Raw genomic sequence first — 13138 nt, 5'->3', positions numbered from 1 at the left:
GCCCGACGAAAAATAAGGCTAGCCTGGAATCAACCTCTGCAACACGGTGCCTCAGCCCGCGCTTGTCGGCACCGGCGCCGAATTGTCGTCCGCTTGTGCCGCTTCTTGCGCTTGTGCCGCTTCTTGCCGCCGCACCTGCGCCCGACCGAGCCAGAGCGCGTTGAGGAGCCAAGCGGCCGAGAGCGGCACGGCCACCACGGCCGCAGCGTGGCCGCCGAAGCCGAGCGCGGCGAGGCCGGTATAGGACCACGCGCCGACCTGATCGCCGAGGCGGTAGACCACCGTGTCGATGAAGCTCTTGGCCTTGTAGCGATCCTCGCGCGGCACCACCGTGAACAGCACCTCGCGCACCGGCCGGGCAATGGCGAAGTTGCCGGCCCGGCGCAGCACGTAGATCACCACCACCGAGGCGACGCTCGGCGAGAGCGCCAGCGCCGCGAAACCGACGATGCTCGCCGCCGGCAGCAGCGCCAACGTCACGCCAACGCCGAGCCAGCGCGTGATGCGGCCGGTCAGGAAGAGCTGCACGCCGAGCGTCAGGACGTTCACGGCGAGGTCGACGCTGGCGAAGAAGGCGGTCTGCGCGCCCCGATCGGGGAAGCTGCGCTTGGCGATCCCGGCCTGCTCGAAATACAGGAAGGTCGCGGTGATCGAGAACAGCGCCAGGAACCCTGCGATGTTGAGGAGGTAGGGCGAGGCGACGGTGCGCCGGATGCCGGCCCACACATCGCCGCCGATGACTTCGCCCGCCCGCGATTCTTCCGGCACCTCGTGGAGGCGCCCGATCAGGCGGGCGAGGCCCCGCATGGCGAAGACCGCCGCCTCCAGGAGTACGGCGGCGGCGATGAGCAGCGCCCAGGTCGGCACGTCGCGGGCCAGCGTCGCGGTCACCGACGAGCCGCAGATGGCGCCCAGCGTCGCGCCCGCGGCGATGAAGCCGAACAGGCGCTTGCCCTGCTCGGTCGAGAACACGTCCACCACCGTGGCCCAGAAGATCGAGACCACGAACAGGTTGAAGATCGAGAGCCAGACGAAGAAGGCTCGCCCGACCCAGACCGCGGTCTCGCCCTCGGCCACCGCGATGAGGCCGGCAAAGATCAGGATGTTGAGGATGAAGAAGCGGTAGGTGAGGGGCACGAACCGCGCCCGCGGCAGGCGCTTGACCAGCCACGCGAAGGGCAGGTTCAGCGCCAGCATGCCGACGAGGGTCGCCAGGAACAGCCAGGGCAGGTTCTCAAGACCGCCCGCCACGCCCATCTGGTCGCGGATCGGGCGCAGCACGTAGTAGCTCGCGAGCAGGGCGAAGATATAGGCCCAGGACCACGCGAGCGCCGGGCCCTCGCCCGACCGCACATCGATGAGGCGGGCGAGGCGGTCGGAGAGCGAGGAGCCCGACGAAGAGCCTCGAGCCTCGCTCAAGGCTTCACTCCGAGCTTCTGCTTCAGCTCCGGCGCCGAGAGGTCGTGCCCGAAACCGGGCGAGCCCATGGCGAAGGTGTCCGCCGCCTTCAATTCGCCGACCACCACGGGGTCGAAGCCCGCATCCGAGACCAGGGTGCGGGCGGTCTCCAGCGCCTTCGGGTCGTTGCCGGCGATCGGCACCGCCATGCGCGGCTCGGGCCGGCCGGCGTTCTTCTGGAAGATCTTGTAGTTGGCTGCATTGAAGGCGCGCACCACGCGAGCGCCGGCCAGATACTTGGCCGAGACCGCACCGATGCCGTCGCGCTCGACCTCGTCGGCGACCGCCCCGTCGCGGGCCTTCACCGCGTTGCCGGCATCGATCACCACCTTGTTCTTGAGCGCCGCGGCGTTCTCACGCCCGAGTTCCGGATAGGCCTTGTAGGGCACCGCGATCAGCACGGCATTGCCGAAGGCAATCGCCTCCGCCGGGGTGCCGGCTCGCGCCTTGGGCCCGAGTTCCTCCACCAGGGCCTTCAGTTCCTCCGGGTGGCGGGAGGAGAAGAAGACCTCGTAGCCCGCCTTGATCCAGAGCCGGCCGAGCGTGCCGCCGATATTGCCCGCCCCGATGATCCCGATTCTTTTGGTCGTTTCGGACTGTGCGAGGGCGGGCAGCGCGGGGAGCAGGAACGAGCCGGCCAGGAGCGCCAGCGCCGCGCGCCGACCCAGAGAAATTCCAAAAACATCAGACCGCATCGATGAAGGCCTCCATCTTGCGCCGCTCGGCGGCATCCGGCAGCCGGCCGGTCGCGGCGGCGAGGTTGTCCTCGACGTAAGCCGCCTTCGCCATGCCCGGGATCGGGCAGGTGACGGCTTCGTTGGCGAGCACGTATTTGAGGAAGAACTGCGCCCAGCTCTTGCAGCCGAAGTCGGCGGCAAAGTCGGGCAGGGGCTTGTCCTTCACGGCCTTGAACAGGCGGTCACGGCCGAAGGGCACGTTGACCATCACCGCCACGCCGCGCTCGGCGGCGAGCGGCAGGATGCGCTCCGCCGCGAGCCGGCTGTCGAGGGCGTAGTTCACCTGCACGAAGTCGAGTTTGTCCCGCTTCATCACCGCTTCGAGATCGGGGAACTGCTCGTCGCGCCAGACGGTGACGCCGACATAGCGGATGCGGCCCTTCTCCTTGAGCGCGCGCAGGACGGCGAGGTTGGTTTCCGTATCGATCAGGTTGTGTACGGCGATCAGGTCGATCCTGTCCGTGCGCAGACGCTGGAACGAGCGCTCGGTCTCGGCCTCCGACGCCTCGCGCCCGCGAGCCGCGACCTTGGTGGCGAGAAAGATCTTTTCGCGCAGGCCCTGAAGGACGATGCCGAGGACCTCCTCCGCCGTGCCGTAGCTCGGGGCGGTGTCGATCACCCGCCCGCCGAGCGCCACGAAGCGCTCCACCGCCTCGCGCAAAGGAGCCGTGGCCTCGGACGTCGCCGCCACCTCGTAGCGGCGCGAGGTGCCGATGCCCATGGCCGGAAGCCTCTCGCCGGAGGAGGGGATCGGCCTCGTGATCAGAGTATCCGCGGCGCGGGCCGGGCGCAGCGGCGCTGGGGCGAGGCCGAGTCCGGCGAGGGCGGCGGTTCCCTGCAACAGGGTTCGGCGGGAGAGCGGCGGCAAGGGCAACAGGACAGGCGGCAAGACAGGCGGCATGGGCGCGGGCCTCCTTCGCGGACGGGCATGGCCCGAGCGAGATAGGGCAACCTCACCGCAACGGCGAAGAGATCAGCCGTTGAAGCGACCGAACGTCACCGCCGTCTCGCCGTAGCTGCGCCGTTCCAGCTCCAAGAAGCCGGGCGGCAGGACCGGACCAGCCTCGGCGGCCTCCTCGACCAGGACCAGCGCGCCGGCGCTCAGCCAGCCGCCGGCTGCCGCGGCGGTGAGTGCCGCGGGCGCGAGATTCTTCCGGTAGGGCGGGTCGCAGAAGACGAGCGATGCGACGTCAGAGGCGGGCCCGAGCCGGGTCGCGTCGCGCTGGATCAGCCGGGCGCGGCTCCCGCAGCCGAGCGCGGCGATGCCCTCGCGGATCAGCGCGCCGGCTTGGCGCCCCTCGTCCACGAAGATGGCCCGGGCCGCGCCGCGGGAGAGCGCCTCGAAGCCGAGTGCACCGGTGCCCGCGAACAGGTCGAGCACCACCGCGTCCTCGACCGCATCGTCGTAGGCGTGGGCCAGCACGTTGAACAGGGCTTCGCGCAGGCGGTCGGAGGTCGGGCGGATGCCCTCCGCCTTCGGTCCGATCAGCCTGCGCCCGCGCCACTCACCGCCGACGATCCGCACGCGTGCGCCTCAGGCGCCGCGCGGCGGGCGCCCGCCCCCGCCGCTGCGGGGCCCCGGCTTGCCGCCGCCGGGACGACCACCGGGGGCACCGCCGGGCTTTCCACCGGGACGGCCGCCCGGGCGGCCGCCGGGCCGACCGCCGCCGCCGGGCTTGAAGTCGCCCCGCGGGGCTCCCTTCCCGCCGCCCTTGCCGCCACCCTTGAAATCGCCTCGGGCGCCGTCGCGGTCACCGCCCTTGAAGCCGGGCTTGCCGCCGAATCCCCTGCCCGGAGCGCCGCCGGGTCCTTTGCTCGGCCCCTTGCTGGGCCCTTGGCTCGGCCCGCTGCGGAAGCTCGGACGATCGGAGGCATCCGCGCCCCGCGGGGGACGGGCCGGACGCTCGCCCTCGGCGGTACGGGGCCGGTCGCGCGGCGGGCCGCGACGCTCGGGCGGGCGCCCCTCGGCCGGGCGCTCGCGGCGGGGTGCACCCTCGCCGCGGTCGTACGATTCACGCTGAGGCCGCCCCTCGCTCCGCTCGCGCGGGGGACGGGCCTCGAAATCGGACGAGCGCTCGCGCGGCGGGCCGCGCCGCTCGGCGGGCGCGGCCTCCCCGGATTCGCGGCGGCGGGGACGGGCATCGCCCCCCGGCACGGCGCGGCGGAACTCGTCCCGGCCCGGCCGGTCGTCGCGGGAGCGGCTCTCGCGCGGTCGCTCGTCACGCGGCCGGTCCTCGCGCGCTCTGTCCTCGCGCGGCCTGTCCCGGGGCGCGGAGCGCTCCTCCTCGTTGCGAAAGCGGACCCGGCGGTGCGGCTCGGGCGCGGGCGTCTCCGGCGAAGGCTGAAGCCGCTCGACCAGCACCCGGCGCTCGCCGGCCGCCTGGATCGCGCCGACCCGCTCGCGGCCGCGCTCGGCCGACGCCGCGCGGGCGGTCTTGGGGTCCAGGCCCCGGCGCGGCACCTTGGAGGCGCGGGGCCGCGTCTCCTCGTCGGCGCGCCACACGGTGGGCGAGGGGGGCCGCTGCGCCGGGCGTGCACCGGCGCGGGGAGCGGCAGGGCGGGCGGGATCGCGCGGGGGACGGCCGGCCGACCCGCCGCGAGACCCGGAGCGGGCTTCCGAGGCGCCCTCGTCGCGCCCCCCTTGACGGCCCCGCCCCGCGGGCGCCGCGGCCTGCGTGGCACGCGTCTCCTTCTTCGGGCTGCCGAACGGGGCGATGGTCTCGCGCACCGGGCTCTCGAAATCGACGCCCGCCTGCTCGGCGAGGTTTTTTCCGAGCTGCTCTTTCAGAACCTTGGTGCGGATCTCTTCGACAAGACCGACTTCGAGGTCGCCGAGTTGGAACGGCCCGAACGAGAGCCGGATCAGCCGGTTCACCGACAGGCCGAGATGTTCGAGGATGCGCTTGACCTCGCGGTTCTTGCCCTCGCGCAGGCCGAGCGTGAGCCAGAGGTTGTCGCCCTGGACCCGGTCGAGGGTCGCCTCGACCGGCCCGTACTCCATGCCGTCGACGGTGACGCCCTTCTTGAGCCGGTCGAGATCCGCCTGGGTGATGTCGCCGAAGGCGCGCACCCTGTAGCGGCGCAGCCAGCCGGTGTCGGGGTGGGCGATCACCTTGGCGAGGCCGCCGTCGTTGGTGAGGAGCAGGAGCCCCTCCGTGTTGATGTCGAGCCGGCCGATGGCGACGACCCGGGGCAGATCGTCGGGCAGGCCGTCGAACACGGTCTGACGCCCTTCCGGGTCGCGGGCGGTGGTCACGACGCCCCGCGGCTTGTGCAGCAGCCACAGCCGGGTGCGCTCGCGGGCAGGCAGGGGCTCGCCGTCGATCGCGATGCGGTCGGATTCAGTGACGTTGATCGCCGGCGAGGTCAGGATCTTGCCATTGAGGCTGACGCGGCCGGCCTCGATCATCGCCTCCGCGTCGCGGCGGGAGGCGATGCCGGCGCGGGCGATGGCCTTGGCGATGCGCTCGCCCTCGGGCGCAGCAGGCTGGTCCGCGGGCTGGTCCGCGGGCGCGGCCGGGGAGGGGTCTGGAATGTCGGTCATCCGCGCCCCTTACCAGAGCGGCGGTTCGCGCAAAAGGAAAAGGCGGCCCGCGAGGGCCGCCCTTTCATCGAACCGCGAAGGTTCTGCGGTCGTCACAACCGCGGGGAGCGACCGCGCACTGCGCCCAGCACCGCCGAGATCAGGAACAGCGCGATCGCGACGAAGAACACGATCTTGGCCGCCTCCATGGCGGTGCCGGCGATGCCGCCGAAGCCGAGCAGAGCGGCGATCAGAGCGACGACGAGAAAGGTAACAGCCCAACCGATCATGGTATCCTCCTGACGTCCGTCTTGGACGGTGTCTTGAAAGTCTGTCCTGGCCTTGAAAATTGCCAAGCTGCCGGATTCGTTCCGTCGATGGCGCTGAAAACGGTTGCCTCAGCGAAGCGTTCCGGAAAGCGTTCGGACCTCGCATACATCCCTCACGGAGGAGCAACGGCGGCTGCGGAGGCCCTGTTCCGCCAGGAGGAATGGAGCGGAATGGAGGGGAATGGACCGGACGCGCGGGCGCACCCGGAGACATCTCCGGGCCGCGCGAGACAATCGAAGAAACGTCTGCCGGGAATGCGTCAGGCCGCCAGCGTCGGTGCCGACCGCTCCTCGGATCCCAGTCCGGCTTCGAGCAGGACGGCGATCTCATGGACCGGCCGGGGCGGGCTGAACAGATAGCCCTGCACCTCCTGTGCGCCCTCCGCTCGGATGGTTGCGAGTTGCGGTTCGGTCTCGACGCCCTCGACCAGCGTCGTGATGCCGAGGCTCGCTCCCAGGCTCACGATGGCGCGGATGATCGCGCCGGCCTCCGACTGAGCGGCACAGTCGCGTACGAAGGAGCGGTCGATCTTGATCTTGTCGAAGGGGAAGCGGCGCAGGTAGCTGATCGAGGAGTAGCCGGTGCCGAAATCATCCATGGAGATGCGCACGCCGAGCTTGCGCAGGGTATGGAGCGTCTCGAGGTTCGCCTCGGTGTCGTCGAGCAGCACGCTTTCGGTGATCTCCAGTTCGAGCCGGCTCGCCTTGAGGCCGCTGGCCGCGAGCGCGCCGAGCACGCTCTGGACGAAGCCGCGGTGGCGCAGTTGCAGCGGCGAGACGTTGACCGCCACGCTGATCGTATCGGGCCAAGCGGCGGCATCCCGACAGGCTTGGTGCAGCACCCACTCGCCGATCGGCACGATCAGGCCGGTCTCCTCGGCGAGCGGGATGAACAGCGCCGGGCTCACGAGCCCGCGCTCGGGATGACGCCAGCGGACCAGCGCCTCCATCCCGGTGATGCGGTTGCCGGACAGGTCCACGAGCGGCTGATAATGCAGCTCGAAGCGGTTCTGCGCGAGCGCCTCCCGCAACTCGCGTTCGAGACCGAGCCGCTCGCGCAGGGTCTCGTCCATCTGCGGCTCGAACAGGCGGACGGTGCCGCGCCCCTCGGTCTTCGCCTCGTAGAGAGCGAGATCGGCCTCCTTGAGGAGGCGCTCGATGTCGTGCGGAACGTCGCCCTCGGCCAGGGCAATGCCAACGCTCATTCCGATCTCGACGGTGATCCCGTCGAGGGCGTAGGGCGCAGCGACGGTCTCGATCAGGCGCTCGGCCAGTACCGCGGCCCCGGCCGCATCCTCGACGCGGGAGAGCACCGCGAACTCGTCGCCCCCGAGCCGGGCCACCACGTCGCGGCCGCGCACATGTCCCCGCAGCCGCTCGGCCACCGCCCGCAGCAGGGCATCACCCACCGCGTGGCCGAAGCTATCATTGACCGGCTTGAACCGGTCGAGGTCGAGCATCAGCACCGCGAGCGGCGCTTCCGCGTCGGTGCGCAAAGCCGCGATCAATTCGGCGCCGATCTCCCGCAGGCGGGTGCGGTTGGGCAGATCGGTGAGGCCGTCGTGGCGGGCCATGTGGATGATGCGGGCCTCGTTGCGCCGCCGCTCGGTGACGTCCTCGAAGGTCGCCACCCAGCCGCCGCCGACCATGGGCCGGTGGGTCACGGCGATGACCCGCCCGTCGGCGAGTTCGCGCAGCACCGCTTTCGACCCGTCCCCGGTGAGCGAGGTGCGGGTGCCCTCGCTGATCGCATCGACGGTGGCGCCGCGCTTGTAGCGCCCGAGCGCCACCAGCGTCTCGATGATGGCGCGCTGGCCCATGCCGACATGGACTGCGTCGTCGGGCAGGCCGAAGATCTCCAGGTAGCGCCGGTTCCACACCAGGAGCCGCTGCTCCGCATCGAACATGCACAGGCCGTGCGTCATGTTCTCCAGGGCCGCATCGAAGCGCCGGTTCTGCTCACTGAGCTGGGCATGAGTCTCGACCAGGGCGCGTCGGGTCCGGTGCTGCTCGGTGACGTCGCTGCCGACGCCCCGATAGCCGAGGAAGTCGCCCTCGGGCGAGAAATGAGGGCGGCCGCTGATCTCGAACCAGCGCGGCGTGCCGTCGGGATGGCGGTAGACGTAGGTCAGGTCACGGAAGGGACGTCGGGCAGCGATCGTCTCGCGATAGTGCGCAAAGTTGGCCTCCTCCCCCTCGCAGGCCAAGGTCTCGCGCGCGCAGCCGATCAGGCTCTCCGGCGTGCGGCCCAGCAGGCGCTCGGCACCCGGGGAGAGGTAACTGAAGCGGTCCTTGGCATCGGTGGCCCAGAGCCAGTCGAAAGCGATTCGTGCGAGTTCTTCGAGGTCGTTCAGGGGCATGGCACCACCGTAAGCGAGCCGGACTTTCAAGCCTAAATGTAAATATTTCCTCATGATCACGACTTGGTCATTCTGCCCAAATTCCTGCCTGATCGCAGTCGGCCTAAGTGCAGAAGAAGCCAATGACTGTCGCCTGAATTGCACAAGCTCGAAAAACTTCCACAAGGTTGTAACGACCCAACCTGAGGATTCCGAGCGGCCCGCCGGTCGGGCCCGCCGGAGCCTCCGCTTCGCCGAACCGTTATCCGCGTCAGGCAAGCGCACGGAAAGCGCACGGAAGCGGAAGCGGCGGAGTGGGAAGGACGGCGGATGGCGGAGGGCGACGACCTGTTTCCCGGCTTCGAGGCGCTCTGGATCGAGGGGCCGGCGGGCCGCTGGTTCGGCCGAGCCGGCGGTCTGGAAACGGCGCCGCCGCTCCTTCTGCTGCACGGCTTCCCGCAGAGCCACGCGATGTGGCACCGGCTGGCGCCCGCGCTCGCCGAGACGCACCGTGTCATCGCCCTCGACCTGAAGGGCTACGGCTGGTCGGCCGCTCCCGACTCGAGCAGTGGAGAGAACGCCTACACCAAGCGGCGGCTCGGGGCGGAGATCGTCGCGGTAATGGAGCGGCTCGGCCATGTCCGCTTCGCGCTGGCCGGCCACGATCGCGGCGCCCGCGTCGGCTACCGGCTCGCCCTCGACGAACCGGGCCGGATCGAGCGCCTCGCGCTGCTCGACATCGTTCCGACCGACGTGCAGTGGGCCCGCATCGAGGCGAACCCCGCCGCGAACCCGCACTGGTCGTTCCTTTCGCGCCCCGCCCCGGAGCCGGAGGAGGCGATCCGCCGCGACCCGGACCGCTATTTCGGGGGGCTGCTGCGCGACTGGACCGCGGGGCACGACCTCGCCGCCTTCGACCGCCACGCGCTCACCCTCTACCGTCAGGCCTGGAACGTGCCCGAGCGCATTCACGCGATGTGCGAGGATTATCGGGCGGGCGGCGCCGACGGGTCCGACCGTGCCGCCGACCGCAACGACCTCGCCGCGGGCCGGACCTTAGCGATGCCGGTGCTCGTGCTCGCGAGCGAGGCCTATCTCGACAAGGACAAACCCGAGACCGCGCTGGCGGCCTGGCAGCGGACCTTTGCACCGAAGGCGCAGGGCGCAACAATCGCCTCCGGTCACTTCATGGCCGAGGAGGCGCCGGAGCCGACGCTACGGGCGTTGGAGGGGTTTCTGACGGAGTGAAACCTCAAAACGTTTCCACCCACGGCCGCAGGGCGATCTCGTCGGTCCAGGCGCTTCGGTCCTGGTGCAGGAGGGCGAGGTAGTTTTTCGCGATGGCGTCCGGGTCGAGGGTCGCGTCGGGGCGCCCCTCCGGATCGGGCCGCGCGGCGGAGCGGATGGCGCCGTCGATCACGACATGGGCCACATGGATGCCCTTGGGCTGCCACTCGCGGGCGAGGCTCTGCGCGAGGCCCCGCAGGGCGAACTTGCCCATGGCGAAGGGGGCCGAGCCCGCAAATCCCTTCACGCTCGCCGAAGCGCCGGTGAACAGGATCGCCCCGTGGCGATGCGGCAGCATCCGCCGGGCGGCCGCCTGTGCCACGAGAAAGCCGCCATAGGCCGAGACCGAGAGCGCGCGGGCCACGGCCTCCGGATCGAGATCGATTGTGGCGCCACGCAGCCGGCCGCTGGCGTTGTAGACCACCACGTCCGGCGGACCGCCCAGCGCCGGTTCGAGCCGGGGGAACAGGGCCTCGACCGCGCTCGGATCGGTGGCATCGCAGGCATGGACCACAGCCCCCGTCTCTGCGGCGAGGTCGTTGAGCTTTTCGGTGTTGCGTGCAGCGAGCCCGACCTTCAGCCCCTCGGCCGCGAACAGGCGCGCCAGCGAGGCGCTCAGGCCGGGACCGGCACCGACGATCAGGGCGCGCTGGTAGGTCGGGACCATGGGAGGGGGCTCCGGTGAGGTGGGAGGACGAAGGGTCGAACGCGCCGCGCGCAGCCCTGGTTCGACGCTCCGAAGTCCTCCACCGTCACGACGGGCGGCTTTCCCGGCTCACCCCCGCCGCTCGGCGAAAAAGTCCCTGAGGAGGCCTGCCGCCTCGCCCTCGCGAAACCCCGAATAGACCTCCGGCGCGTGGTGGCAGGTCGGCTGATTGAACACGCGGGGGCCGTGCTCGACGCCCCCGCCCTTGGGGTCGGAGGCGGCGTAGTAGAGCCGGCGGATGCGGGCGAAGGAAATCGCGCCCGCGCACATCGGACATGGCTCAAGGGTCACGTAGAGGTCGCAGCCGGTAAGGCGCTCGTCGCGGAGCGCGGCGCAGGCGGCGCGGATCGCCAGGATCTCAGCATGAGCGGTGGGGTCGGACAGCGTGCGGGGCCGGTTGCCGGCCACCGCGAGCACGGTTCCGTCCCGCACCACGGCCGCGCCGACCGGCACCTCGCCCAGCGCCGCGGCCTCACGAGCGGCGGCGAAGGCGAGGTCGAGGAAATCGGGCATCACGCGCCGTGGGAGCCGGCCTCTCCGGCGGCCGCTTCGCGGGCGACCTCCCGGCCGCCGATGTCGCTGCGGTAAAACCCGTCCGGCCAGTCGATCCGCTTCACCGCCGCGTAGGCGCGGCTTTGCGCCTCCCGCACGCTGGCACCGAGCGCGGTGACCGCAAGCACCCGGCCGCCATCGGCGAGCAGCCGGTCGCCGTCCCGGCGGGTGCCGGCCTGGAACACCACGACCGTCTCCTCTCCCGCCGTCTCGGCGCCGCGGATCTCCGTGCCGCGGGTCACAGCGCCGGGATAGCCCTGCGCCGCCATCACCACGGTGAGCGCGGCGCGGGAGGCATCGAAACCGATCGCGATGCCGGACAGGTCACCCTGGGCAGCGGCCAGCAGCGCCGGCACGAGATCACCCGACAGGCGCGGCATCAGCACCTGCGCCTCCGGGTCGCCGAAGCGGGTGTTGTACTCGATGAGCTTCGGGCCCTCCGCCGTCAGCATCAGCCCGGCATAGAGGATGCCGGCGAACGGCGTGCCGCGGGCGGCCATGCCGGCCAGCGTCGGCGCGATGATCCGGTTCATCACCGTCTCCGCAATCTCCGGCGTGACGATGGAGGCGGGGGAATAGGCCCCCATGCCTCCCGTATTCGGGCCTCGGTCGCCGTCATGGACGCGCTTGTGGTCCTGCGCCGTCCCGATCGGGATCGCGCGGGTGCCGTCGCAGAGCGCGAAGAAACTCGCCTCCTCGCCGAACAGGCATTCCTCGATGACGAGCGCCCCGCCCTCCGTTCCGTCGAGGATCGCCCGCACGGCGGCCTCGGCCTCGGGCAGCGTCTCGGCCACGGTCACGCCCTTGCCGGCGGCGAGCCCGTCGGCCTTGACCACGATCGGCGCACCATGCTCGCGGAGATAGGCCAGCGCCGGCTCCAATTCCGTGAAGCGGGCGAAGGCGGCAGTCGGGATGTCGTGCTCAGCGCACAGATCCTTGGTGAAGCCCTTCGAGCCTTCGAGCTGCGCTGCGGCCTTCGTCGGCCCGAAGGCGGGGATGCCGGCGGCTTGCAGATCGTCGACGAGCCCGGCGACCAGCGGCGCCTCCGGCCCCACCACCACCAGCCCGATCTTTTCCGTCCGGCAGAAGGCGACGACAGCGGCGTGATCGGACACCGCGAGGTCCGGCCGGTTCTCGCCGTGCTGCGCCGTGCCGGGATTGCCCGGCGCGACGAACAGTTTCGCGCAGAGCGGCGATTGGGCGATGGCCCAGGCCAGCGCGTGCTCGCGCCCGCCGGAGCCGATGAGCAGGATGGAGAAAGGCTCGGTCATGACGAGACCCTATCCAAAAAAATTTGGGCCGGGGAAAGGGCGTTTCGCGTTTGCCCCGGCGACGCCCCCGACAACACACCCGGCGACACCAGGGAGAACCCGCCGCATGGCGCCGCAAGACCGTCATCACGACAGTCATGAGCGACCGGGTCAGAAGCGGGGCCGGCTTGGCCTGGAGGGCGCCAACACCCTGGTGCAGACGCTGGCGATCCTCGGGGCGGGAGCCTGGGGCGTCTACACCTTCGTCTACGAGGCGCGGATCAAGCCGGGGCTCGCCCCACCCTCGGTCTCGGTGAAGACCGACCTCGCCCGGGTCGGCGAGCGCGGCGACCGGGTGGCGATCCGCTCGACCGTGACTCGAACCAATGTCGGTCAGGCGGGCGTGCGCGTGCTCGGGCTCACCTACACCGTGGTCGGCATCCGCACCCGCTTCGCCGAGCCGGGCGCGCAAGGGGAGGCAGAGATGGCATCGCGGGAGGCCGCCTTCCGAGCCTCGCTCTCCGGCATGGCGACCGTCGATTCCGCTCGCGACTACGTACGCGAGAGCGGCGCACCGATCCTGCGCCAGGGAGTGCTGTTTTCCGGCGCGACGACGCTCCCGACCGAGCCCTCCGACCTCAACCCGGGCGAATCCGTCTCCCGCGACGTGATCGTCTACGTCGACCGCAAGGCCTTCGACGCGGTGCGCTTCGAGGTTCGGCTCGCCTACGCCAAGGAGGACGGCCCGCCGGTGCGCCTGCGCTTCGAGGAGGGGGCGGACGGGGTGCTCGCGGCCGTCCCGGCCGAGCCCTGCCCCACGCCGAAATGCCCGCTGCGGACGACGGATTTCGCGACCGAATTCTCGCTGTGGTGAGGCGGCCGGCGCGGCCGCTCGTCCGCCTCCGTTCGGGACCGTTTTATCCCGTACGCCGGACGGAACGGTTGGCCGGGCTCGCC

12 protein-coding genes are annotated in these 13138 nt (G+C 71.0%); 2 read left to right on the top strand and 10 right to left on the bottom strand.

All coding sequences use genetic code 11. The features are described from left to right. Nucleotides 1-51: 51 nt before the first annotated feature. The 7 genes from FHU13_RS10860 to FHU13_RS10830 all read right to left on the bottom strand — a co-directional run bounded on the left by FHU13_RS10860 (nucleotide 52) and on the right by FHU13_RS10830 (nucleotide 8407). Complete coding sequence (locus FHU13_RS10860) at nucleotides 52-1419, bottom strand: NTP/NDP exchange transporter (RefSeq protein ID WP_183435862.1); 1368 nt, start codon at nucleotides 1417-1419, stop codon at nucleotides 52-54. Beyond that, nucleotides 1416-2153 (bottom strand): NADPH-dependent F420 reductase, encoded by a 738-nt coding sequence (locus FHU13_RS10855; RefSeq protein WP_183435861.1) that lies wholly within the window; start codon nucleotides 2151-2153, stop codon nucleotides 1416-1418. Before FHU13_RS10855 ends, FHU13_RS10860 begins: the two co-directional genes overlap by 4 nt. Then, nucleotides 2143-3096 (bottom strand): aldo/keto reductase, encoded by a 954-nt coding sequence (locus FHU13_RS10850; protein ID WP_246714604.1) that lies wholly within the window; start codon nucleotides 3094-3096, stop codon nucleotides 2143-2145. The genes FHU13_RS10855 and FHU13_RS10850 overlap by 11 nt, the downstream gene beginning before the upstream one ends. A gap of 72 nt (nucleotides 3097-3168) precedes the next feature. Continuing rightward, nucleotides 3169-3720, bottom strand: coding sequence for a 16S rRNA (guanine(966)-N(2))-methyltransferase RsmD (gene rsmD, locus FHU13_RS10845; protein ID WP_183435860.1), 552 nt, complete (start codon nucleotides 3718-3720; stop codon nucleotides 3169-3171). A gap of 9 nt (nucleotides 3721-3729) precedes the next feature. Further along, nucleotides 3730-5739: a pseudouridine synthase gene (locus tag FHU13_RS10840; protein WP_183435859.1), complete on the bottom strand. Its 2010-nt coding sequence runs from the start codon at nucleotides 5737-5739 to the stop codon at nucleotides 3730-3732. 92 nt (nucleotides 5740-5831) lie between these two features. Then, nucleotides 5832-6008, bottom strand: a complete 177-nt coding sequence (locus tag FHU13_RS10835) for a DUF1328 domain-containing protein (RefSeq protein ID WP_183435858.1) — start codon at nucleotides 6006-6008, stop codon at nucleotides 5832-5834. A 299-nt stretch (nucleotides 6009-6307) separates the two neighbouring features. Then, nucleotides 6308-8407, bottom strand: a complete 2100-nt coding sequence (locus FHU13_RS10830; protein ID WP_183435857.1) for a putative bifunctional diguanylate cyclase/phosphodiesterase — start codon at nucleotides 8405-8407, stop codon at nucleotides 6308-6310. A gap of 309 nt (nucleotides 8408-8716) precedes the next feature. Between FHU13_RS10830 and FHU13_RS10825 the strand changes: the two genes are divergently transcribed. Continuing rightward, nucleotides 8717-9634: an alpha/beta fold hydrolase gene (locus tag FHU13_RS10825; RefSeq protein ID WP_183435856.1), complete on the top strand. Its 918-nt coding sequence runs from the start codon at nucleotides 8717-8719 to the stop codon at nucleotides 9632-9634. Between the two features lie 4 nt (nucleotides 9635-9638). Here the strand turns inward: FHU13_RS10825 and FHU13_RS10820 are convergent, their stop codons facing one another. The 3 genes from FHU13_RS10820 to purD all read right to left on the bottom strand — a co-directional run bounded on the left by FHU13_RS10820 (nucleotide 9639) and on the right by purD (nucleotide 12202). Further along, a complete protein-coding gene (locus FHU13_RS10820; RefSeq protein ID WP_183435855.1) occupies nucleotides 9639-10340 on the bottom strand; it encodes an SDR family NAD(P)-dependent oxidoreductase in 702 nt (233 codons plus the stop codon). 108 nt (nucleotides 10341-10448) lie between these two features. Then, on the bottom strand, nucleotides 10449-10892 hold the full coding sequence (locus tag FHU13_RS10815) for a nucleoside deaminase (RefSeq protein WP_183435854.1): 444 nt from the start codon (nucleotides 10890-10892) through the stop codon (nucleotides 10449-10451). After that, nucleotides 10892-12202, bottom strand: coding sequence for a phosphoribosylamine--glycine ligase (purD, locus tag FHU13_RS10810; RefSeq protein WP_183435853.1), 1311 nt, complete (start codon nucleotides 12200-12202; stop codon nucleotides 10892-10894). The genes FHU13_RS10815 and purD overlap by 1 nt, the downstream gene beginning before the upstream one ends. Before the next feature lie 106 nt (nucleotides 12203-12308). On the opposite strand from purD, the gene FHU13_RS10805 reads away from it, so the two are divergent. Beyond that, entirely contained in the window at nucleotides 12309-13055 is a 747-nt protein-coding gene (locus FHU13_RS10805; RefSeq protein ID WP_183435852.1) for a hypothetical protein, read from the top strand. Nucleotides 13056-13138: the final 83 nt, after the last annotated feature.

It is taken from the genome of Methylobacterium sp. R2-1 (assembly GCF_014191355.1).
Lineage (GTDB): Bacteria > Pseudomonadota > Alphaproteobacteria > Rhizobiales > Beijerinckiaceae > Methylobacterium.
This window is presented reverse-complemented; position numbering and strand designations above follow the sequence as displayed.